This is a genomic window from Streptodolium elevatio (genome assembly GCF_053592165.1).
On record NZ_JBSFVE010000014.1, the window covers coordinates 171,956 to 193,002 of the forward strand.

Consider the following 21,047-nt stretch of genomic DNA (forward strand, 5'->3'; position numbering starts at 1 on the left):
TGCCGACCCGCTGGCCTGCCGAACGGCAGACCGGCTGACCAGCCGCGATGCCGCTATATCTATCACGATATATCTCTGCCCCGAACCGGCATTGGTTCGGCATGCCTCCTTCTCGGGATGATGCGTGCACAAGGCATACGCCGACGCGGCACCGCACAGCGCCACGCGACCGCACAGCGCCACGCCGCAACGCAACCGGACAGCGCCAAAGGCACAGCGCCACAGCTCAACACGGCACAGCCGCCGCGCGGCATCGCGGCCAAGCGCCGCCCCAACGTCCCGTCTCTCACCGAGGAGGCCCCTCAGGTGGCCCCGCAGCCCCCCGCTCCGGCACCCCGGCCCACCCGCTGGGCGCACTACATCGCCGGTCGTTTCGAGACCGCGAGCGAAGGCGACCCCTTCGACCTCGTGGACCCGGTCACCGGGCAGGTGTTCGGCAGCGTCCCGCACGCGGGCCGCACCACCGTCGACCGCGCGGTGGCGGCCGCCCGCACCGCACTCACCGGCCCCTGGGGCGACCTGGACACCGCCGGCCGCTGCCGGGTGCTGCGCCGCATCGCGGACGGCATCGAGGCCCGCTTCGCGGAGTTCGTCGCCGCGGAGATCGCGGACACCGGCAAGCCGTACGCGCTGGCCTCCTCGATCGACATCCCGCGCGGCATCGCCAACTTCCGCAGCTACGCCGACCTCGCGCTCGGCCGGGCCGAGGAGGCGTACCGCACCACCACCCCCGACGGCCTGGGCGCGCTCAACTACACCGTGCGCCGCCCGCTCGGCGTGGTCGCGATCGTCTCGCCGTGGAACCTGCCGCTGCTCCTGCTGACCTGGAAGGTCGCTCCGGCGCTCGCGGCCGGCAACACGGTCGTCGCCAAGCCGTCCGAGCTGACCCCCTCCACGGCCACGCTGCTCGCCGAGGTCATGGACGAAGCCGGAGTTCCCGAGGGCGTGTTCAACCTGGTCCACGGGCTCGGGACGGACAGCGCGGGCGAGTTCCTGACCTCGCACCCGGACGTCGACGCGATCGCCTTCACCGGCGAGACCCGCACCGGCACCGCCATCATGGGTGCCGCCGCCCGCAACCTGACCCCGGTCTCCTTCGAACTGGGCGGCAAGAACGCGGCATTGGTCTTCGCCGACGCCGACTTCGAACGGGCGGTCGACGGCACCGTGGCCTCCGCGTTCACCAACAGCGGCCAGGTGTGCCTGTGCACGGAGCGCGTGTACGTGCAGCGGGAAGCCTTCGACGAGTTCGCCGCCGCCCTCGCGGCGCGCGCCAAGGACCTGGTGCTCGGCCGCCCGTACGAGGACGGCACGCGCCTGGGACCGCTGGTCTCCGCCGAGCACCGGACCAAGGTGCTCGGCTACTACGCCCAGGCGGCGCGCGACGGGGCGGTGCTCGCGGGCGGCGGCGTACCGTCGTTCGGCGACGACCGCGACGGCGGCTTCTACGTCGAACCGACCGTGCTCGCCGGGCTGCCGGAGTCGCATCCGGTCGTCCGCGAGGAAATCTTCGGACCGGTGTGCCACCTGGCGCCGTTCGACAGCGAGGACGAAGCGGTACGGCTGGCCAACGACAGCCCGTACGGCCTCGCGGCCTCCGTCTGGACCACCGACCTGTCGCGCGCGCACCGCGTCGCACCGCGCCTCGACGTCGGCATCGCCTGGGTCAACTGCTGGAACCTGCGCGACCTCCGCACGCCCTTCGGCGGCGTCAAGTCCTCCGGCATCGGCCGCGAAGGCGGCGTGCACTCCCTCGACTTCTTCTCCGAGCCGACGAATGTGTGTGTGAAGTGGTGACGGACCGACAGATTCTCGTCGAGGCGGCCGACCGGCTGGACCGGGCGCGGGAGACCGGCGCGCCGTGCGATCCGGTGCGCGACCTGCTGCCCACGGGCAACGTCGCCGCCGCGTACGCGGTGCAACGCATCCAGACGGAACGCCGGGTGGCCGCCGGGCGCCGGGTGGTGGGCCGCAAGATCGGCCTGACCTCCGCCGCCGTGCAGAAGCAACTCGGCGTCGAAACACCTGACTTCGGTGTGCTCTTCGACGACATGGCGGTCCCCGACGGTGCCGAGATCCCCTTCGGGGCGGTGCTCCAGCCGCGGGCCGAGGCCGAGGTGGCGCTCGTCCTCGAACACGACCTGCCACACGAGCGCACCACCGTGGCCGACCTCATCCGCGCGACGGCCTTCGCCCTCCCGGCGATCGAGGTGGTCGGCAGCCGCATCCGCGACTGGGACATCACCATCACCGACACGGTCGCCGACAACGCGTCGTCCGGCCTGTACGTGCTGGGCGGACGCCCCACCCGGCTGCGCGACATCGACCTGCGGACCGTCGGCATGGTGATGGAGCGCCGCGGCGAGCAGGTCTCCGTCGGCGCGGGCGCGGCCTGCCTCGGGCACCCGCTCAACGCCGCGCTCTGGCTCGCCGACGCCCTGGCTGCCCAGGGCGACCACCTGCGCGCGGGCGACACCGTGCTCACCGGCGCGCTGGGCCCCATGGTCGCCGCCGCGCCGGGGGACGTGATGGAGGCACGCATCCAGGGGTTGGGCACTGTCCGGGCCGCATTCGGCCGCAGAGCCGAGGACGGTGCGCCGTGACCCTCCCTCGCGTCACCCCGTGCGCGGCGGCAGCACGCCGCGCCGCCCCCCTCGTGAACGGAGACTCCGCATGACCGGCATGGTCGAGCGCTGGGCCGACACCCTGGACGACGCGGCGGTGTCCCGCAAGCCCGTGGCGGGGCCGACCGAACTGGCCGGTGTGCCGCTTGCGGACGCGTACGCGGTGCAGCGCGCGGTCGTGGGCCGCCGCCTCGCCCGTGGCGACCGCATGACCGGCTTCAAGATGGGCTTCACCTCGGTCGCCAAGATGCGTCAGATGGGCGTGCACGACCTGATCCACGGCAGCCTGACGGACGGCATGTACGTCCCCGACGGCGGCACGGTCGACGTCGGGGTCCTGCTGCACCCGCGCATCGAGCCCGAGGTCGCGTTCCTGCTCGACGCCCCGCTGGGGGCGGGGGCCGACAACAGCGCCCCGCTCGCGGCCGTGGCGGCGGTGGCCGCCGCCGTCGAGGTCATCGACTCGCGCTACGCCGGGTTCTCCTTCACCCTCCCCGAGGTCGTCGCCGACAACGCGTCGTCCGCGGGCTTCTCCACCGGCCCCTGGCACCCGGCCGACGGCGTCGATCTCGGCAACCTCGGGGTGCTGCTCGAAGTGGACGGCCGCCTGGCGCAGGCCGGCAGCACGGCGGCGATCCTGGGCCATCCGGTGCGCTCGCTCGCCGCCGCGGCGCGCTTGGCGGCCGCGTACGGCACGACGCTCCAGCCGGGATGGGTGGTGCTCGCGGGTGCCGCGACGGCCGCCGTACCGCTGGAACCGGGCGCGCACGTGCGGGCGACGGTCGACAGGCTCGGCTCGGTCGAGGTGACCGCGTCCACAGCGGGGGACGCGCGGTGAGCGGCACTCCGGGGATCGTGCCCGGGAAGGCCCGACCGCGCGGCCGGTTCCCGCACTTCCGGCGCGCCGGCGACCTCGTCTTCGTGTCCGGCACCAGCTCGCGGCGCCCCGACGGCACCTTCGCCGGGGCATCCGCCGACCCGATGGGCGTCACCGACCTGGACATCCGCGAGCAGACGCGCGCGGTGATCGGGAACATCGGCGACATCGTCCGGGCCGCGGGCGGTTCGCTCGCCGACGTGGTGTCGATGACGACGTACCTGGTCAACATGAACGACTTCGGCGGCTACAACGAGGTGTACGCGGAGTTCTTCGACGAGTCCGGGCCCGCGCGCACCACGGTCGCGGTGCACCAGCTGCCGCACCCCCACCTCTTGATCGAGATCAGCGCGACGGCGTACGTTCCCGAACTTCGGGACCATCCGAACAGTTCGCCCTCGTCCTGACGGAACGCCACCAGACCACCTAGGAGCGCCCATGTCCGGCAGCACGCCGCGCGCCCCGTACCGCCGCAACGCGTTCAACCTCAACGCGTTCAACCTCGACGCCTGGATCGAGGCGAACCACCACCTCCTTAAGCCGCCGGTCGGCAACGTCCAGATCTGGCAGGACGCCGACCTGATGGTGACGCTGGTCGGCGGCCCGAACCGGCGCACCGACTTCCACGACGACCCCATCGAGGAGTTCTTCTACCAGCTGCGCGGCGACATGGTCCTGCGCGTCATGGAGGAGGACGGGAAGCCGCCGCGCGACATCCCGATCCGCGAGGGCGACATCTTCCTCGCGCCCGCACACCTGCGGCACTCGCCGCAGCGGCCCGAGCCGGGGAGCATCGGCCTCGTCGTCGAGTTCGCCCGTCCGGCCAGAGCGCGCGACGCGTTCGAGTGGTACTGCATGTCGTGCCACCACCTCGTGCACCGCAGTGAGCTGCAGTTGCAGTCGATCGTCGACGACCTCCCGCCCGTCTTCGCGGGCTTCTACGCGGACGACGACGCACGGACCTGCCCGCAGTGCGGCGCGCTGCACCCGGGCCGCGACTGGCCCGACGACCTCCGCCCGCACACCGACAAGACCCGTCAGGAAACCCAGGCACCATGACCGTCATCGACGTGCACGCGCACGTCTTCCCCCGGATCTCGCGCGCCGACGCGGGCGTGCTGCGCGACCACGACGGCCCGTGGCTGCGCGACCACGGCGACGGCAGCGGCATGATGATGCTCGGCGACACCGAGTACCGCCCCGTCACCCGGGCCCTGTGGGACCCGGCCGTCCGCGTCGCCGAGATGGACGCCTCGGGCGTCGACATCCAGGTGGTGTCCAGCACGCCGCTGATGTTCGGGTACGACGCCGACGTGGCGCGCGCCGCCGAGTGGTGCGACCGCGTCAACGCGCAGATGCTCGACTTCTGCGCGCAGGCCCCCGACCGCCTCGTGCCGCTGTGCCAGGTTCCGATGCAGGACACCGAGGCGGCGTGCGAGTCGGTGACCCGGGCCGTTCGCGCCGGCCACCGCGGCGTGCACCTCGGCAACCACGTCGGACCGCACGACCTCGACCACGGCGCGGTCACCGAGTTCCTCACCCACTGCGCGCACGAGGGCGCCGCCGTCCTCGTGCACCCGTGGGACATGCCGGAGAACCCGCGCACCGACGACTACATGCTCGCGTGGCTGGTCGGCATGACCGCCGAGACGCAGCTGTCGATCCTGCGGCTGGCGCTGTCCGGGGCGTTCGAGCGCATCCCGGCCGACCTGCGCCTGCTGTTCGCGCACGGCGGCGGCTCGTTCCCGTACCTGCTCGGGCGGGCCGACAACGCCTGGCACCGGCGGGACATCGTCCGCAAGGACAGCCCGCTGCCGCCGTCCGGCTACCTCGACCGCTTCCACGTGGACTCCGCGGTCTTCGACCCGCGGTCGCTGCGCCTGCTGGTCGACGTCATGGGCAGCGACCGCGTACTGCTCGGCACCGACTACCCGTTCCCGCTGGGCGAGGCCGAGCCGGGTGCGCTGATCCGGGCGAGCGAGCTGACCTCGGCGCAGAAGAACGCGCTGCTCGGCGGCAACGCCGCACGCCTGTTCGGCCTCGACGACCTGGTCGGCCCCGGCCGGGCCCGCGGCGGTCCGGGCGTCGTGAAGCGCAGCACGAACGTCCCCGTCGGCGCGGCGGGTTCCGACCGTACGAACGGCACGATCACCCGGGAGACCCGATGACCGGCTTCGACGCCGCCGCCGCGATACGGGCAAAGCGGCTCCACGACCGGGCGGCCGAACTGGACGCGGCCGACGGACTCGCCGCGCTCCGCGACCGGTTCCTGCTCCCCGAGGGCGTCGTCTATCTGGACGGCAACTCCCTCGGCGCGCTCCCGGCCGCCGTTCCGGACGCGGTCGAGGACGCGGTGCGCCGCCAGTGGGGCACCGACCTCATCCGCTCGTGGAACGACAACGACTGGTGGGACGCCCCGACGCGGATCGGCGACGCCGTCGGCCGCCTCGTCGGTGCCGCGAAGGGCCAGGTGGTGTGCGGCGATTCGACGAGCGTGCAGCTCTACAACGCGCTCACCGGCGCCGCCCGCCTGCGCCCCGGCCGCAAGCTGCTGCTGACCGACCCGGACCACTTCCCGACCGACCAGTACATCGCGGACGCGGTCGCCCGCACGCTCGGGTTGACCGTGCGCCGCGTCCCGGTGCGCGAACTGCCCGGCGTGCTGGCCGCCGACGGGCCCGACGTCGCGGTGGCGGCGTACGGCCCGGTCGACTACCGCACCGGCGAGTTGTACGACATGGCCGCACTCACCGACGCCGTGCACGCGGCCGGCGCGGTCGTGCTGTGGGACCTCTGCCACGCCGCGGGCGCCGTACCGGTCGAACTCGACGCGATCGGCGCCGACTTCGCCGTGGGCTGCGGTTACAAGTACCTGTCCGGCGGCCCGGGGGCGCCGGCGTTCGTCTACGTCGCGGCGCGCCACCAGGACGCGTTCGACCACGCGATCACCGGATGGCACGGGCACGCCGAGCCGTTCGGGATGCACGGCACCTATACCCCGGCCCCGGGCATCTCCCGGGCCCGGATCGGCACGCCGCCGCTGCTGTCGATGCTGGCCCTGGAAGCCGCGCTGACCGCGTTCGACGGCGTGGACATGAAGGCTCTGCGCGCGAAGTCGACGTCCCTGACCGGGTTCTTTCTCGACTGCGCGGACACCCTGCTCGACGGCCTGGGCTTCACCGTGGCGACCCCGCGGGACCCCGAACGGCGCGGCAGCCAGGTGTCGTTGCGCCACGAGCACGCGTACCCGATGGTCCAGGCGCTGATCGCGCGGGGCTACATCGGCGACATGCGGGCTCCGGACATTCTGCGGTTCGGCTTCAACGCCCTGTACGTCACACACGCCGACGTCGCCGGGCTGGCCGCCGAACTGCTGCGCATCACCGAGGAACGCGATTACGCCGACGGCCGGTTCGCGGCGCGTTCCACCGTCACCTGAGCACCGGAGATCAGAGCACCAGAGCACCTGAAGTCCCGTCACCCACTCCCTTTGCCGGGGCCCGTTCCCGCCCCGCGCATGTGCTCCGCGCCAACTCCCGGTTTCACCCTGCCCGAAAACCGACACCCGCGACGGAAGGACCGTCCCTATGCGCGTCCCCCGCACCATCACCGGTCTCCCGCTCACCCGGAGATCCGGGGCGTTCGTGGCCGCGGCCGTGGCCACCGCCACCACCGCGGCACTGCTCGCCCCCGCGAACGGCTCCGCGAACAGTACGGCCACGGACGCCGCCCCGGCCGCGGCGACACCTGGAACGGGTGCCGCCACGGACCCGAACATCCCGTTCGTCTGCGACAACAGCCGTCCGCAGCCCGCCGATCCGGGCAGCTACGGCATGCAGTTGGACGGCAGCTTCCTGCACCCGGCGTCGACCCCGGTCGACGAGGAGAACCCGCATCCGTTCCCGGGGCGCATGGACGACTACGACACCAAGTCGTACAGCAAGAACGTCAAGGTGGAAGCCGCTTACGAAGGAGCCGACTTCACGCCGGACTTCTTCCACACGTGGCAGAACATCGTCGACTTCAACGGCCGCCGGTACATGTTCCAGTACGACCGGTCCGAGGGCCGCGTCTACGACATCACCGACGTGCGCAACGTCAAGGTCGTCGAGCGCATGAGCCGCAACGACGTGGACGGCGACGAGTCGAAGGCGAACGGCTCCTGGGCCGCCTACGACTACTGGGGGGCGACGACCATCCAGTGGAACGCCAGGCTCAACTCCTACGTCATGGTCATGTCCTTCGAGGACAAGCGCCAGATCGACGAGCTGCACCCCGAGCCGGGCAAGGACAAGTTCGACAACCCGGCCGGCGTCGCCGCGGTCCGCGCCAAGCAGGGCCTGAAGGGCTTCAAGGTCTTCAAGCTCAACGGGCCGCTCAAGAAAGACTGGCAGCTGCTCGCGACGGTCAGCACCGACTCGACGCAGGCCGACCCGTTCAAGAGCGACCTGTCCAAGCCGCAGCAGGGCTCGGGATCGCTCGACGTACCGATGTGGGACGGCGGCAAGTACCTGTTCCTCGCCGTCGCACCGAACGACACCTACGCCAACACCGAGTACCCGACCAACCTGCACTCGGCGGGCTACCAAAGCTGGGACATGTCGGATCCGACCAAGCCCCGGCTGCTGGACACCTGGCACCTGGAAGGCCAGGTGAAGGGCGAGGAGGCCGCGTACGCGAAGAATCCGCGGTGCGGCAACCGGACTTCGTGGATGGGCGCGCGCATGCCGCTGTTCATTCCCAAGCCCGTCGAGAAGGGCGGCAAGTACGGTTTCGCGGTACAGGGCGGCTACGGCCTCACCGTGCTCGACATCTCGAACCCGGCCGATATGAAGCAGGTCGGCCACCTCGACCTGCCGCCGTCCGTGGCCGGCACCGAGGGCGACAACATCGACGTGTCGCAGTACGAGAAGACCGGCATGATCTACCTCTCGGGCTACCCGCTCACCGAGGACTGCTACGAGCCGTACAAGCCGATCTGGCAGATCGACGCCCGCGACCCCGCCAAGCCGCGCGTCGTCGGGCAGCTCCCGCGGCCCACTCCGCCGAAGTCCTCCGGGATCACCGACTACTGCCAGCGCCGCGGCAGCTTCGGGCCCAAGCGCACCGGCTACTACACCAACCCCGGCAAGCAGGACAACGGCACGCTCGTCTACGGGTTCTACAACGCGGGCGCGCAGATCTTCGACGTCGACAACCCGTCGCGCCCGGAGATCGACGCGTACTTCGTGCCCAAGGCGTACGGCACCAAGACGAAGGACTGGCCCACCGAGAACGGCGAGTTCCCGGACTGGGCGAAGGGCAACCAGACGCACGGCGTGTACGTCGAGTGGGACCGCAACATCGTGTGGGTGATGACCAACCACGGCATCTACGCGGTGTCTTCGCGCGAATCCCTCGGCCGTCCGAACCTGGGACGCCCGGACCACCCCTTCCGCAACAGCCAGTTCTGATCCACCCGCGCTGACGTGGGCGCCCGGCCGCCGCACCGCCTCGCGGCCGGGCCGCCCACCGGCCCCCGTCACCCCTGAACTCCCCCTCGCTCCCCCTCGCTCCCTCGGGGCGGTCCACCCGCCGCCCCGAGGGCGCCTAGCCCTGCCCTTTTCCGGTCCAGTTCCCCGAGGAAGTCCCCATGCGCCACCGCTCCGCCCTGCCCACGGCCGCGGCCCTCGTCGCCGCCGCCCTGACCCTGACCGCGTGCGGTTCGCGTGACTCCGGCAACGCCGGCTCCAGCGCGAACGGCTCCGGACCGGGTCAGGGCGGGTCCACCGTCGTCATCGGCTTCGACGGCCCGCTCACCGGCGACCTGTCCGCCCTCGCCCTCGGTGCCCGCAACGCCGCCGAACTCGCGGTGCGCCAGGCCAACGAGAAGAACCTCGTGCCCGGCGTCACCTTCAAGCTGGAAGCCCTCGACGACCTGGCCCAGCCGTCCAACGGCCAGCAGAACGCCACCAAGTTCGTCGCCGACGACCGCGTCCTCGGGGTCGTCGGGCCGCTCAACTCCTCGGTCGCGCAGTCGATGCAGAAGGTCTTCGACCAGGCCAAGCTGGCCGCGGTGTCGCCGTCCACCACGAACCCGGCGCTCACCCAGGGCGAGAACTGGGCGTCCGGCGACAAGAAGCGGCCGTTCGCGTCGTATTTCCGGACCGCCACGACGGACGCCGTGCAGGGCCCGTTCGCCGCGCAGTACATGAAGAACGACCTGGCCAAGGGCAAGGTCTTCGTCGTCGACAACAAGAAGGCGTACGGCGCCGGCCTGGCCTCCACCTTCAAGGCCGAGTTCACCCGCATCGGCGGCCAGGTCGTCGGCGAGGACCACATCAACTCCGGGGAGAAGGACTTCTCCGCGGTGGTCACGAAGATCCGGACCTCCGGTGCCGAGGCCGTGTACTTCGGCGGGGAGTACGCCGACTCCGGCCTGTTCACCGACCAGTTGAAGAAGTCCGGCGCGCAGATCCCGCTCATGGGCGGCGACGGCATGAACGACGCCAAGTACATCCAGCTGGCCAACGGCAACGGCGAGGGCGACTACGCGACCTCGGTGGGCGCGCCCGTCGAGGCGCTGCCGTCCGCGAAGGACTTCGTCGCGGCGTACGGCCAGGGCGGGTTCAAGGAGCCGTACGGCGGCTACGGCGGCTACTCCTACGACGCCGTCTCCGCGCTCATCCAGGCGGTCAAGGCGACGGTCGAGGGCAACGGCGGCAAGCTGCCGGGCGACGCCCGCGCGAAGGTGCTCGCGGCGCTCCAGAAGGTGGCGTTCGACGGAGTCACCGGCCGCGTGTCCTTCGACGAGTTCGGCGACACCACCAACAAGCAGCTGACGGTGTACCAGGTCAAGGGCGGCCAGTGGGCGCCGGTCAAGAGCGGAGAACTGACGGGCGGCAACGCGGGCGCGTCGGCGGGCGCACCGGCGCAGGGCGGAACCCCGCAGTGAACGAGTTGCCGCAACAGCTGGCCAACGGCCTGATGCTCGGGTCGATGTACGGCCTGATCGCCATCGGCTACACGATGGTCTACGGCATCGTCCAGCTCATCAACTTCGCCCACGGCGAGATCTTCATGATCGGCGGCTTCGGCGCGCTGACCGTGTTCCTCGCCCTGCCCGACGGCGTCTCGCTGTGGTTCGCCGTGCCGCTGATGCTGATCGGCGGTGCCGTCGCCTCGGTGCTGGTCGCGGTGCTGGCGGAGCGGTTCGCGTACCGCCCGCTGCGCACCGCGCCCCGGCTCGCCCCGCTCATCACGGCCATCGGGCTGTCGCTGGTGCTCCAGCAGCTCGTGTTCCTGTTCTACCCGGACGCCAAAGCCGCTCGGTCCTTCCCGCAACTCGGCGGTGGGCCCTACCACTTGGGCGATGTGACGCTCCAGTCGGCGGACCTGTTCCTGCTCGCCGCGGCGCCGCTGTGCACGCTCGCGCTGGGGGCGTTCGTCCGCTCGCGTACCGGGCGTGCGATGCAGGCCACGGCCCAGGACCCGGGCACCGCACGGCTGATGGGCATCGACACCGACCGGGTCATCAGCGTCGCATTCGCCGTCGGTGCGGCGTTCGCGGCGGTGGCCGCGGTGGCGCACGGGCTGCGGTACGGCCAAGTCGACTACCAGATGGGCTTCGTCACCGGCCTCAAGGGCTTCACGGCTGCGGTACTCGGCGGCATCGGCAACATCTACGGCGCGATGCTGGGCGGACTCGTCCTGGGCGTGGCCGAGGCCCTGGCCTCGGCGTACGTACAGGACCTGCCCGGGATGGGGCAGTTCGGCGGCGGGTCGTGGGCCAACGTGTGGGCCTTCGTCCTGCTCATCGTGGTGCTGCTGGCCAGGCCGCAGGGCCTGCTCGGCGCGCGTATCGCGGATCGGGCGTGAGAAGCATGGGACTCGACACTCTGACCCCCTCGTCACTCTCCGACGTGCGGACCGCTGTGCGTACCGCCGTGGTGCGGCGCGTCCGGGTGCCGCTGCCGACCCGGGTGGCCCGGGCGGCAACTCTGGTGGGTGGGCTGGCTCTTGCCGGTTCGACGTTCCTCGCCTGGACGTGGACGCCGGCGTTCCCCGGCAACCTGACGGTCACCGGGTACCCGGGCGGGCTCCAGGTGCTGACGCTGATCCTCGGTGCGGCCGTGGCGGTGTTCGCGCTGGCGTCGTACGGCGTGCGCGGTCTCGGCTGGCTGGTTCCGGCGGGTGCGACGGCCGCGCTCCGACGGCTCGCGCTCGGCGCGGTCGCGGTCACCTGGTTCACCGTGATGGCCATCGCGGTGGAACTGGACGGCCTGGCCAACCTGGAGCCGGGCGGCGTGGTCGCGGCGGTCGCCGCGGTGGTGCCGCTCGTGGGCGCCTGGGCGCTGCCCGACGACGCGCGGGAGCCCGGTCCGGCCCGGGAACTCCCGGACGCCGTGGAGATCCTGGTCATCGCGGCGGTGCTGGCGCTGGGGCTGCTGGTGTTCACGTACGGCATCGGCACGTCGTACGGCCAGCTCTTCGGCGGCTTCCTGATCGCGGTCGGATTCGGCTGCGCGGCGCTGGCGCGGGCGGGCCTCGCGCGACGGCTGACGGCCCTGACCGCACGGCACCGCAGCGTCACCACGGCCGCGGCGTTCCTCGCGGCGGCGGCGTTCCCGTTCACCCAGTCGGACGACCGGTACGCCACGGTGGCCGCGAACATCCTGGTGTTCGCGACGGTCGCGCTGGGCCTCAACGTGGTCGTCGGGCTGGCAGGTCTGCTGGACTTGGGCTACGTGGCGTTCCTGGGCGTCGGCGCGTACACCGCGGCCCTGGTCTCCGGGTCCCCGGCCTCGTCCATCCATGGCTTTCAACTGCCCTTCTGGGCAGCTGCGTTGGCCGGTGCCGCGGCGGCGATGCTGTTCGGCGTGATCATCGGGGCGCCGACGTTGCGTCTGCACGGCGACTACCTGGCAATCGTGACGCTCGGGTTCGGCGAGATCTTCCGCATCACGGTCAACAACCTGGACGGGGTGTCCGGCCCGGACGTGACCGGCGGCCCCAACGGCATCCCGAACATCCCGGACCTCGACATTCTGGGCTTCGACTTCGGGGCCGAGCACGTGGTGTTCGGCGTGACGCTCGGCCGCTTCGCGAACTACTACCTGCTGCTGCTCGTGGTGACCGCGATCGTGGTGCTGGTCTTCCGCCGGGTCGGCGACTCGCGGATCGGGCGCGGCTGGGTGGCGATCCGGGAGGACGAGACCGCCGCGCGGGCGATGGGCATCAACACGTTCAAGCTCAAGCTGATGGCGTTCGCGCTGGGCGCCGCGCTGGCGGGACTGGCCGGGACCGTGCAGGCGCACATCACCTACACCGTGGTTCCGGAGCAGTACCTGTTCGCCGGCCCGGTGCCGCCGAACTCGGCGTTCCTGCTGGCCGCGGTGGTGCTGGGCGGCATGGGCAGCATCACCGGCCCGCTGCTGGGGGCGGCGCTGCTGTACCTGATCCCGGCGAAGCTGGAATTCCTCCAGGAAGGCCAACTGCTGGCGTTCGGCGTGGCGTTGATCCTGCTGATGCGTTTCCGGCCCGAGGGCCTGGTCCGGGACCGCGGGCACGAGGCGGAGTTCCACACGGAGCCGAACGTCGACGCGAAGGCGGGGGTGTGAAGCGCATGACGCTGTTGGACGTACGCGGGGTCACGATGCGGTTCGGCGGGCTGACCGCGGTGAACGGCGTGGACCTGACGGTCGCTCCCGGCGAGGTCGTGGGACTGATCGGTCCGAACGGGGCCGGGAAGACCACGTTCTTCAACTGCCTGACCGGGCTGTACTCCCCGACGGAGGGCGAAGTCCGTTACGACGGTGCCATCCTGCCGCCCAAGCCGCACCGGGTGACGGAGGCGGGCATCGCCCGCACGTTCCAGAACATCCGGCTGTTCGGCGGCATGACGGTGCTGGAGAACGTGCTTGTGGGCCGGTTCTGCCGGACGCGCGAAGGGCTGTTCTCGGCCATCTGGCGCAGCCGAGGCTTCCGGCGTGCGGAGGAGTCTGCGCGCGAAAAGGCTTTGGAGCTGCTGGAGTTCACCGGTCTGGCCGATCAGGCCGACCGGATGGCCCGCAACCTGCCGTACGGCGGGCAGCGCCGTCTGGAGATCGCCCGCGCGCTCGCGAGCGACCCGGGACTGCTGCTGCTCGACGAACCGACCGCCGGGATGAACCCCCAGGAGACTTTGGAGACCGAGGAGTTGATCCTCGCGATCCGCGACCGGGGGGTGGCCGTGCTGGTGATCGAGCACGACATGCGCTTCATCTTCAACCTCTGCGACCGGGTCGCGGTGCTGGTGCAGGGCGCCAAGTTGGTGGAGGGGCCGCCGACTGCGGTCCAGGCGGACGAGCGGGTCGTCGCGGCGTATCTGGGTGAGCCGTACGAGGAGTCCGCGGCGGCACGGGAGAGTTCGGAGGTTCCGGCATGACGGCGACGGAGGCGGAGGCGGCTGAGGCGGCGCAGGCGGCTGAGCACGCGGAAGCGGGGACTGCGGAGTCGGGGGCCGCGGCTGCGGGAGGTCGGTCGCGGACCCTGCTCGACGTCGAGGGCCTGCGCGTGGCGTACGGGCGCATCGAGGCCGTCAAGGGCATCTCGTTCCGCGTCGACGAGGGCGAGGTCGTCAGCCTGGTCGGGGCGAACGGCGCGGGCAAGACGACGACGCTGCACACCCTTTCGGGACTGCTGCGGGCGGCGGCCGGAAGCGTGGAGTTCGACGGGAAGGCGATCCACCGCACGCCCGCGCACCGGATCGTGGCGCTGGGCCTTGCGCACTCGCCCGAAGGCCGGCACATCTTCCCGCGCCTGTCGATCGAGGAAAACCTGCTGCTGGGGGCGTACTTGCGGCGGGATGCGGACGGCATCGCGGCGGACGTCGCGGGGGCGTACGACCTGTTCCCGGTGCTCGGCGAGCGGAAGCGCCAGGCGGCGGGAACCTTGTCGGGCGGCGAGCAGCAGATGCTCGCAATGGGACGGGCGCTGATGTGCCGGCCCAAGCTGCTGATGCTCGACGAGCCGTCGATGGGCCTGTCGCCGATCATGACGCGGCGCATCATGGACACGGTCGCCGAGCTGAAGTCGGGCGGCACGACGATCCTGCTGGTTGAGCAGAACGCCCGTGCGGCGCTGGCGCTTTCGGACCGCGCGTACGTCATGGAGACCGGCCGGATAGTGCTCTCCGGGACGGGCCTGGAACTGCAGGACGACCCCTCGGTCCGCAAGGCCTACCTCGGCGAGTAGCCGGGTGCCGTCGGCGCCGTGTTGTCACGTGTCACAAAACCCTTGCCGGAACTCTACGTTACCGGCCAGTTAAGCCGAGGATCTTCAACCTGCATGATGTGCGGCAGTGGGTTCCGCTGTCCCGCGACCAGCAGGAGGCATCGTGAAGTCCTGGTACCGGCAAGGGTTCTGGCGTCTCGGTAAGGGCGTCCTGGCGGCCGCGGCGCTGCTGGGGCTTGTGGCGGGCACCGGGGCCGCGTCCGCCTCGGCGGCGTCGGCCCAGGCCCGACAGGTGTACGTCGCCCTGGGCGACTCGATGGCGTCCGGGCCGCTGATCCCGAACATCACGGGCCCGGTGGCGTGCGGCCGTTCGACGAACAACTACGCGCACGAGCTCGCCGCGAGCCTGGGCGTGGACGAGCTGCGCGACGTCACGTGCAGTGGCGCCGACACCAAGGACATGACCCAACCACAGTCGCTGTCCCTCCTCGGCGTCGACATGGGTACCGCCCCGCCGCAGTTCGACGCGCTGTCCGCCGACACCACACTTGTGACGCTCACCATCGGCGGCAACGACGCGGGCCTCGTGGGCATCGCTGAAGACTGCGTGCAGCTCAACCCGTTCGGGGCCACCTGCAAAAGCCGCTACACCGCGGGCGGCGTAGACCAGGTCGCCGCGCGGGTCGACTCCGTCGGCCCGAAGCTCGCCGCGGTCCTCGACGGCATCCACGCCAAGTCCCCGAACGCCCGTGTGGTGGTCACCGGCTACGGCCTCTACATCAAGCCCGGCGGCTGCTGGCCCGTCCAGCCGGTGCTGCCGACCGACGCCGACTACCTCCAGGCCAACGTCGACCGCCTCAACTCGGTGATCGCCACCCAGTCCGCGGCACACGGCGCGGAGTACGTGGACGTCCGCACCCCGAGCGCCGGCCACGACATCTGCCGCTCCGCGTCCACCCGCTGGATCGAGGGCTTCGTCCCCACCAACCTCGCCGCACCCCTGCACCCCAACCAGCGAGGCGAAGAGAACTACGCGCTGATCATCAAGGACGCGATCACCTGATCCCCCCGACCCCGGTGCGGGCGGCGGACAGGGGTCGCCGCCCGCACCGGCCCACCGTTCCGGATCCCGTCACCCCCCGACGACTTGCCCCCATCCGGACTCACGCACGGTCCACTCACACCCGCCGCCCTCCGGACGCAGATAAATGAGCCGCCCACGCTCGTCGCTCAGGTCGAGGACGTCCATGACCTGCTGGCGGCCGCATTCGAGCGTTTCCACCCATGGGCGAGGGGCACCTCGTGGCCGAGCGTGCCCGTGTCGCCGAAATGGAACGTCACTACGATCTGTTGCGAACGGAGATTCTGTCCGTCTCCGCATCAGCGAAGCTCCTGCGCGAACTCCTGAAGAGCACTTCATGACGCAGCACGCCACCGGCCCCCTCTGGAGGACGTCCAGCTACAGCGGGAACCAGGGCGGCGAATGCGTGGAGGTCGCTGCGTTGTCTCCTGGGGTGGGGGTCCGTGGCAGCAAGGAGCGTTCGCGCGGAGTGCTTTCCGTGTGTGCCCCGTCGTGGGCGTCCATGACTGCGGCTCTCCGATCGACGGTCGGCTGACCGGACTCACGCCAACAACGCACTTTCCGGCGGGAGTTCGATCCAGTGGTTCGGTGGGCCCGCGACCTGTGACGCGCTGGTGATCGTGACGCCTGCTTCGGCGGCGGCGTAGGCGAGTTGGTACGCCTCCCATTTGTCCCGGCCGACCACACCCCTGGGGTCCGCGTCCCAGAAGCGGTAGAGCCAGTGGCCGTCAGGGGATCCGTCGTATGCGCTGCGTCCGATCTCCTCGTGCCGGACGTCGACTCCGTCAACTGCCAGGTGCCCGAAAGTGCCCTTGATATGGCTGAGGTAGATGCCGTAGGTGCGGGTGCCCGGTGACAGTGCGGCAACCACCGCTGACGAGCCCGCCCGGGAACCCTGCGGCTGCACGACCACGCATCCGCCGGGTACCGCGCGGATGCCGAGGAAGCGCTCGGCGTTGTCGCGGTCCTGCGGGTCGAATCCCCCGGGGCCGGTGCCGGAAGGCACCGGGGCGCTGTCGGGGTCGAGGACCGGGCAGCGCGCCGGGTCGCCGCCGAGGCGGCGGATCACCTCATCCTCGCCGAGGGCGGCGACGAACGTTGCCGAGAAAACGTAGTACTCCTCCTCGTAGAAGACCTCGGCCCGTCGGTCCGCTTCCGCCTGTTCGGCACGTTCGGCGTCGGACGGTGGGACGTGTCCCGGCAACTCCTCGAACAGCGGCGCCATTTTGGTCCACCGGACGATCGATCCCGCCGAGCGACCGCTCAGCACCGGTCGCCACGGGTCGGCTCCCGACCCGAGCAGGACGGCGACATTCTCCGCGTTGCCCTGGCACACCGCCTTCCACAGCGGTGTCTCGCCGGTCCACTGCGCAACGACATCGACGTCGTCCGCCCGAGCCGCCATCTCCGCAAGCACGTCCGAGGTTCCGTATTCGGCGATGACGTGCAGCAGGGTGTCGCCTTCGGGGCGCCGCTCCGTCGGGTCCGCGCCGTGTTCCAGTCGCGCGCGGACGAGTTCGGCATCGCGGAAGCCGTTGCGTCCCATGCCCTCCCAGTCGCCCCGCGCACGCTCCGGAAGGGGCGCGGGTGGGTCGGGGATGACGGGTCCGTCGAAGTTGCCCATGGCCTGAGCGTTCCAGTCCCAACCGACACGAGCAGTCCTGGGACCGCGGGGCGCGGGCGGCTTCAGTTGCCGTTTGCGGGGAGCTGCGGGGCGTAGCGGTTGAGGATGTTGCCGGAGGCGAACGTACGCGAGTCGGTGAGGGTGAGGGGTACGCGGTCGGTCGCCGTGCGGAACAAGGACAGGCCGTCGCCGAGTACGACAGGGCACACCATGACGCGTACCTCGTCGAGCAGGCCGAGCCGCATGAGGCTGACGTTGAGGTCCGAGCTGCCCATCACGATGACGTCGCCGCCGGGAGTGGCCTTGAGGGCGGCCAATTCGTCGGTGCTGTTCGCGACGGTGGTGTTCTCCCAGTCGGCGTCCTCGAGGGTCCGGGAGACGACGATCTTGGTGGTGTCGTTCATGAGCGCGGCGATCGCAGGGTCGTTCTCGCGGGCGAAGGCGGTGGGCCAGAAGCCGGCCATGACCTCGTACGTCCGGCGCCCGAACACCATCGTGTCGATGCTGTTCAGCTGTTCGACCGCGAAGGTGTTGAAGTCGTCGTCGACGACCGGCCAGTCGAACGCGTCCTCGGCGCCCACGTAGTAGCCGTCGACGCTGGCGACGAGGAAGGAGAAGATCTTGCGCATTGTTCTCACCCGTGTTCCCGGTTGCCGGTGCCCCTTTCGGGCGCCGCTCGCCGGGGACGTCGGAGCCGTCGGGGCCGTCTCGACATCGGCGCCGGAAAATTCTCGAAATCTGTTGTGGGAGTGCCATGGAGCGGGTCGACCTGGGTGAGACGCCGTACGTCGCGGCGGCCGCCGCGATGGCGGAGTGGGTCCGCGAGCGACAGGAGGGCACGGTCGGCGACCGCCTGTTCCTGCTGTCGCACCCGCCGGTGGTGACGTACAGCGCCCGTACGCCGGCCGCCGACCTGCCCGGCGCGGACTCCGGCATCGCGCTGGTGGAGGTGGACCGGGGCGGGCATGCGACGTACCACGGGCCCGGGCAGCTGATCGGCTATCTGGTGATGAACGTCCGCGACGGCGGGCCCGGCGACGTGGTGCGCTGGATGGAGCTCGGTCTCGTGCGGGCGCTGGGCGCGCTCGGGTTCCCGGCGGTACGCCGTGACACTCCCCCGGGCGGCGCGAGTTTGGTGGGCGTGTGGACTCCGGACGACCGCAAGATCGCGTCGATCGGCATGCGCATTCGCAAAGGCGTGACGAGCCACGGGTTCGCGCTGAACGTGTCGATGGACCTGAGCCCCTTCACGACGTTCACGGCGTGCTCCCTGCCCGGTGTGACGATGACGTCGATCGCCGAACTCGCCGGGGAGGCGGGACGCGCGGTCCCGAGCGAGGCCGAAGTACGCGATGCGGTGTGGGCCGCGCTGTCCGGACCGGCGGCAATCGACTCCTGAAGCCGTTGCGGGGACGTCGTATGCTCCCTTGATGGCCAGGCGCGGACTGAAGGATCTCGGCGGATTCGGGCAGGCATGCATCGTGCTGGTGCTGTGCCTGGCCGGGGTGGCGGTGGGCCTTTTCGTCTGGGGTGACGACGACGGAGGCGGCAGCGGATCCGGATCGGCGTCCGCTTCCGCGTCCGCCACGGTGCCGCCTGACGGGGCGTCGGTCGGCGGAGGCTCAGGTGTTCCGGTGCCCGATCCGACGGTCACCGAAGGGCTGGAGTTGCCGGTCGAGGTCACCGCGCCGCAGCCTGCGTACTTCAACGGCGACGACGCGAAGCTGAAGGCGGCGCTGCCGCCCGCTCCCGGTTCGGACGCCACGGTGACCGCGAAGGTGCTGCACGAACTGCAGGAGGACACCCTGCGGTTGGCCGGGGTGCCGGGCCGGATGACCGCGTCCTGCAACGGCGGCCAGGTCCCGAACAAGGCCGGGGAGAGCACCGGTTGCACGATTGTGTACGAAGGCGTCGAGGTCACCTGGGCCGTCGTGATCCAGAGCGTGGGCTTCGGCTCGGTCTCCTACCAGACCCTCCAGCCGGAGACGGGTGTCCTCGTGGACACCGGCGTTCAGGGTGCGTTCTGGGTGATGTACCACGACAAGTCCGACGAACTCCGGTGCGACGTCATGCCGCACGTCTCCGTCACGCGGCTCGACCGCTACTCCGGCTTCGAGTGCCAGTACCTCGACCGCACCAGGACGCCGGCGCGCTGGGTGAACGTGCCGGTCGTCCTGCGGCAGTTCGGCGTCCGCTTCTCCTGACCTGCTCCGGCAACCGCTGTCGGGTGCCGTGGTCCGGGGTCAGCGCCCGGTCCACTCCGGCGGGCGCTTTTCGAGGAAGGCCGTCAGGCCCTCCTTCGCGTCCTCGGAGGCGAGGACGGTGTGGAAGCCCTCCTCGGTGACCTGCCACCCGAGTTCGTCGTCGGTCGTCGTCACCCGCTCGACGGACTGCAGGACGTGCGACACGGCAGTCGGCGAGTTCAGGCAGATGCGCTCGGCCAGTTCGAGTGCGCCTTCGAGTGCCTGCCCGGGCTCGGTGAGCCGGTTGACGACGCCGAGGCCGTACATGCGGGCGGCGTCGGTCGGGTCACCGGTGACGAGCAGTTCGCGCGCGACGTTGAGCGGCAGCGTACGCGGGGCGCGGAAGATCGCCCCGCAGTTGGCGAGCAGGCCGCGCCGTACCTCGGGGAGGCCGAAGGTGGCCTCGCGCGAGGCCACCACCAGGTCGCAGGCGAGCACGATCTCGAAGCCGCCGCCCAGCGCAAAGCCCTCGACCGCGGCGATGAGGGGCTTCGTGCGCGGGCGGCGGATCATGCCGTACGAGCCGCCGCGCTCGGTCTTGGGTGCGTAGCCGGCGGACAGGTCGGTGCCCGCCGAGAAGACGGTCGGCGTGCCGGTGACGACGCCGCACCACAGGTCCGGGTCGCCTTCGAGGAGGTCGAGGCCCTTCTCGATGCCGTCGCTGATGTCCTGGTCGACGGCGTTGCGCTTGTGCTCGCGGCGCAGCGCGATGACGAGCACGCGGCCGCGGCGTTCGAGGACGACGGTAGGTGTGCTCGGGGAGCTCGTGTTCGACCCGGACATCCGCGTACCGCCTCTCGTCACGACTCATTGACCATGTCAACTTACTGGGTGCGGCGTGCCGAGTGGCGTGCGGCGGGCCGAAGGGTCCGCGCCCCGGGCCGGTCCGGCGGTCCGGCGGTCCCGCGGCCCTGGGTCAGTCCGGGAAGTCCGCCTGCGCGAAGTGGTAGGTCCGGTGCGCGCGGTGGCCGTTGATCAGACTGCGCGAGTCGAGGCGCAGGGTGAGCGCGCCGGGACCGACGGTGCCGTTGTACAGGACCGTTCCGGAGGAACTGGTGACCGCGAACGAGATTGCATTGCCTTCCAGTTCGTAGACCCCCTGGCTGCACTGCTTGTTCTCGGGGCCGAACCAGCGGGCCACCTGTTCGACGGTCCCGGAGCTGGTGACGCTGGTGACGCGGTCGGACGCGGTGAATCTGAGGTAGCCGTAGAAGACGTCGCCGTTGGGCTCCCGCGCCTCCTTGTCGTCGATGTACAGCCCGGCGGTCAGCGGATGCAGCGCCTCGCCGGAGTTCGGGGACGCCTTGGGGTCGTACGCGTGCCGCTCGTCGAACCCGCCCTTTTCGCCCAACAGTTGCCTCCCGCGCGGTTGGACCCGGTTGCGACACCATGGTCGGCGCCGCCG

21 protein-coding genes are annotated in these 21,047 nt (G+C 70.9%); 17 read left to right on the top strand and 4 right to left on the bottom strand.

What is annotated here, in order from left to right; all coding sequences use genetic code 11:
- Positions 1-117 precede the first annotated feature (117 nt).
- The 15 genes from ACWD12_RS25165 (at position 118) to ACWD12_RS25235 (ending at position 16,310) form a co-directional block, all read left to right on the top strand.
- Entirely contained in the window at positions 118-1,797 is a 1,680-nt protein-coding gene (locus tag ACWD12_RS25165; RefSeq protein WP_450101446.1) for a 2-hydroxymuconic semialdehyde dehydrogenase, read from the top strand.
- A complete protein-coding gene (gene mhpD, locus ACWD12_RS25170) occupies positions 1,794-2,603 on the top strand; it encodes a 2-keto-4-pentenoate hydratase (RefSeq protein WP_450101447.1) in 810 nt (269 codons plus the stop codon). Before ACWD12_RS25165 ends, mhpD begins: the two co-directional genes overlap by 4 nt.
- A 70-nt stretch (positions 2,604-2,673) precedes the next feature.
- Positions 2,674-3,462 (top strand): 2-keto-4-pentenoate hydratase, encoded by a 789-nt coding sequence (locus ACWD12_RS25175; RefSeq protein WP_450101448.1) that lies wholly within the window; start codon positions 2,674-2,676, stop codon positions 3,460-3,462.
- Positions 3,459-3,908: a RidA family protein gene (locus tag ACWD12_RS25180; RefSeq protein WP_450101449.1), complete on the top strand. Its 450-nt coding sequence runs from the start codon at positions 3,459-3,461 to the stop codon at positions 3,906-3,908. The genes ACWD12_RS25175 and ACWD12_RS25180 overlap by 4 nt, the downstream gene beginning before the upstream one ends.
- Positions 3,909-3,939: 31 nt before the next feature.
- Positions 3,940-4,560 carry a 3-hydroxyanthranilate 3,4-dioxygenase gene (locus tag ACWD12_RS25185; RefSeq protein WP_450101450.1) on the top strand — a complete coding sequence of 207 codons (621 nt, stop codon included), beginning with the start codon at positions 3,940-3,942 and terminating at the stop codon, positions 4,558-4,560.
- Complete coding sequence (locus ACWD12_RS25190) at positions 4,557-5,669, top strand: amidohydrolase family protein (protein ID WP_450101451.1); 1,113 nt, start codon at positions 4,557-4,559, stop codon at positions 5,667-5,669. The genes ACWD12_RS25185 and ACWD12_RS25190 overlap by 4 nt, the downstream gene beginning before the upstream one ends.
- On the top strand, positions 5,666-6,940 hold the full coding sequence (kynU, locus tag ACWD12_RS25195) for a kynureninase (protein WP_450101452.1): 1,275 nt from the start codon (positions 5,666-5,668) through the stop codon (positions 6,938-6,940). Before ACWD12_RS25190 ends, kynU begins: the two co-directional genes overlap by 4 nt.
- A 148-nt stretch (positions 6,941-7,088) precedes the next feature.
- Positions 7,089-8,954 carry a hypothetical protein gene (locus ACWD12_RS25200; RefSeq protein ID WP_450101453.1) on the top strand — a complete coding sequence of 622 codons (1,866 nt, stop codon included), beginning with the start codon at positions 7,089-7,091 and terminating at the stop codon, positions 8,952-8,954.
- 179 nt (positions 8,955-9,133) lie between these two features.
- Positions 9,134-10,435, top strand: coding sequence for a branched-chain amino acid ABC transporter substrate-binding protein (locus tag ACWD12_RS25205; protein ID WP_450101454.1), 1,302 nt, complete (start codon positions 9,134-9,136; stop codon positions 10,433-10,435).
- Positions 10,432-11,358: a branched-chain amino acid ABC transporter permease gene (locus tag ACWD12_RS25210; RefSeq protein ID WP_450101455.1), complete on the top strand. Its 927-nt coding sequence runs from the start codon at positions 10,432-10,434 to the stop codon at positions 11,356-11,358. Before ACWD12_RS25205 ends, ACWD12_RS25210 begins: the two co-directional genes overlap by 4 nt.
- A 5-nt stretch (positions 11,359-11,363) precedes the next feature.
- Positions 11,364-13,100, top strand: coding sequence for a branched-chain amino acid ABC transporter permease (locus ACWD12_RS25215; RefSeq protein WP_450101507.1), 1,737 nt, complete (start codon positions 11,364-11,366; stop codon positions 13,098-13,100).
- Between the two features lie 5 nt (positions 13,101-13,105).
- Positions 13,106-13,906 carry an ABC transporter ATP-binding protein gene (locus tag ACWD12_RS25220; protein ID WP_450101456.1) on the top strand — a complete coding sequence of 267 codons (801 nt, stop codon included), beginning with the start codon at positions 13,106-13,108 and terminating at the stop codon, positions 13,904-13,906.
- Positions 13,903-14,715 (top strand): ABC transporter ATP-binding protein, encoded by an 813-nt coding sequence (locus tag ACWD12_RS25225; RefSeq protein WP_450101457.1) that lies wholly within the window; start codon positions 13,903-13,905, stop codon positions 14,713-14,715. The genes ACWD12_RS25220 and ACWD12_RS25225 overlap by 4 nt, the downstream gene beginning before the upstream one ends.
- A gap of 142 nt (positions 14,716-14,857) precedes the next feature.
- Positions 14,858-15,757 carry an SGNH/GDSL hydrolase family protein gene (locus ACWD12_RS25230; protein WP_450101458.1) on the top strand — a complete coding sequence of 300 codons (900 nt, stop codon included), beginning with the start codon at positions 14,858-14,860 and terminating at the stop codon, positions 15,755-15,757.
- 355 nt (positions 15,758-16,112) lie between these two features.
- Positions 16,113-16,310 carry a DUF397 domain-containing protein gene (locus tag ACWD12_RS25235; protein ID WP_450101459.1) on the top strand — a complete coding sequence of 66 codons (198 nt, stop codon included), beginning with the start codon at positions 16,113-16,115 and terminating at the stop codon, positions 16,308-16,310.
- Between the two features lie 6 nt (positions 16,311-16,316).
- On the opposite strand, the gene ACWD12_RS25240 is transcribed toward ACWD12_RS25235, so the two are convergent.
- Together ACWD12_RS25240 and ACWD12_RS25245 are read right to left on the bottom strand one after the other, a co-directional pair.
- Positions 16,317-17,399, bottom strand: a complete 1,083-nt coding sequence (locus ACWD12_RS25240) for an ankyrin repeat domain-containing protein (protein WP_450101460.1) — start codon at positions 17,397-17,399, stop codon at positions 16,317-16,319.
- A gap of 62 nt (positions 17,400-17,461) precedes the next feature.
- Positions 17,462-18,028: a dihydrofolate reductase family protein gene (locus ACWD12_RS25245; RefSeq protein WP_450101461.1), complete on the bottom strand. Its 567-nt coding sequence runs from the start codon at positions 18,026-18,028 to the stop codon at positions 17,462-17,464.
- A 125-nt stretch (positions 18,029-18,153) separates the two neighbouring features.
- Here ACWD12_RS25245 and lipB point away from each other — a divergent pair, with 125 nt between their 5' ends.
- Both lipB and ACWD12_RS25255 read left to right on the top strand, forming a co-directional pair.
- Complete coding sequence (lipB, locus tag ACWD12_RS25250; RefSeq protein WP_450101462.1) at positions 18,154-18,798, top strand: lipoyl(octanoyl) transferase LipB; 645 nt, start codon at positions 18,154-18,156, stop codon at positions 18,796-18,798.
- Positions 18,799-18,829: 31 nt separating this feature from the next.
- Positions 18,830-19,603 (top strand): hypothetical protein, encoded by a 774-nt coding sequence (locus ACWD12_RS25255; RefSeq protein WP_450101463.1) that lies wholly within the window; start codon positions 18,830-18,832, stop codon positions 19,601-19,603.
- Between the two features lie 39 nt (positions 19,604-19,642).
- On the opposite strand, the gene ACWD12_RS25260 is transcribed toward ACWD12_RS25255, so the two are convergent.
- Together ACWD12_RS25260 and ACWD12_RS25265 are read right to left on the bottom strand one after the other, a co-directional pair.
- Complete coding sequence (locus ACWD12_RS25260) at positions 19,643-20,425, bottom strand: enoyl-CoA hydratase-related protein (RefSeq protein WP_450101464.1); 783 nt, start codon at positions 20,423-20,425, stop codon at positions 19,643-19,645.
- A 133-nt stretch (positions 20,426-20,558) separates the two neighbouring features.
- Positions 20,559-20,993, bottom strand: coding sequence for a hypothetical protein (locus tag ACWD12_RS25265; RefSeq protein ID WP_450101465.1), 435 nt, complete (start codon positions 20,991-20,993; stop codon positions 20,559-20,561).
- Between the last annotated feature and the right edge of the window lie 54 nt (positions 20,994-21,047).

What these genes read in the sequence shown, in the direction of transcription:
- ACWD12_RS25165 (WP_450101446.1), top strand. Translation starts at nt 118, where the DNA reads ATGATGCGTGCACAAGGCATACGCCGACGCGGCACCGCACAGCGCCAC.
- ACWD12_RS25175 (WP_450101448.1), top strand. Translation starts at nt 2,674, where the DNA reads ATGACCGGCATGGTCGAGCGCTGGGCCGACACCCTGGACGACGCGGCG.
- ACWD12_RS25185 (WP_450101450.1), top strand. Translation starts at nt 3,940, where the DNA reads ATGTCCGGCAGCACGCCGCGCGCCCCGTACCGCCGCAACGCGTTCAAC.
- ACWD12_RS25190 (WP_450101451.1), top strand. Translation starts at nt 4,557, where the DNA reads ATGACCGTCATCGACGTGCACGCGCACGTCTTCCCCCGGATCTCGCGC.
- kynU (WP_450101452.1), top strand. Translation starts at nt 5,666, where the DNA reads ATGACCGGCTTCGACGCCGCCGCCGCGATACGGGCAAAGCGGCTCCAC.
- ACWD12_RS25200 (WP_450101453.1), top strand. Translation starts at nt 7,089, where the DNA reads ATGCGCGTCCCCCGCACCATCACCGGTCTCCCGCTCACCCGGAGATCC.
- ACWD12_RS25205 (WP_450101454.1), top strand. Translation starts at nt 9,134, where the DNA reads ATGCGCCACCGCTCCGCCCTGCCCACGGCCGCGGCCCTCGTCGCCGCC.
- ACWD12_RS25215 (WP_450101507.1), top strand. Translation starts at nt 11,364, where the DNA reads ATGGGACTCGACACTCTGACCCCCTCGTCACTCTCCGACGTGCGGACC.
- ACWD12_RS25220 (WP_450101456.1), top strand. Translation starts at nt 13,106, where the DNA reads ATGACGCTGTTGGACGTACGCGGGGTCACGATGCGGTTCGGCGGGCTG.
- ACWD12_RS25225 (WP_450101457.1), top strand. Translation starts at nt 13,903, where the DNA reads ATGACGGCGACGGAGGCGGAGGCGGCTGAGGCGGCGCAGGCGGCTGAG.
- ACWD12_RS25235 (WP_450101459.1), top strand. Translation starts at nt 16,113, where the DNA reads ATGACGCAGCACGCCACCGGCCCCCTCTGGAGGACGTCCAGCTACAGC.
- ACWD12_RS25240 (WP_450101460.1), bottom strand. Translation starts at nt 17,399, where the DNA reads ATGGGCAACTTCGACGGACCCGTCATCCCCGACCCACCCGCGCCCCTT.
- ACWD12_RS25245 (WP_450101461.1), bottom strand. Translation starts at nt 18,028, where the DNA reads ATGCGCAAGATCTTCTCCTTCCTCGTCGCCAGCGTCGACGGCTACTAC.
- lipB (WP_450101462.1), top strand. Translation starts at nt 18,154, where the DNA reads ATGGAGCGGGTCGACCTGGGTGAGACGCCGTACGTCGCGGCGGCCGCC.
- ACWD12_RS25255 (WP_450101463.1), top strand. Translation starts at nt 18,830, where the DNA reads ATGGCCAGGCGCGGACTGAAGGATCTCGGCGGATTCGGGCAGGCATGC.
- ACWD12_RS25260 (WP_450101464.1), bottom strand. Translation starts at nt 20,425, where the DNA reads ATGTCCGGGTCGAACACGAGCTCCCCGAGCACACCTACCGTCGTCCTC.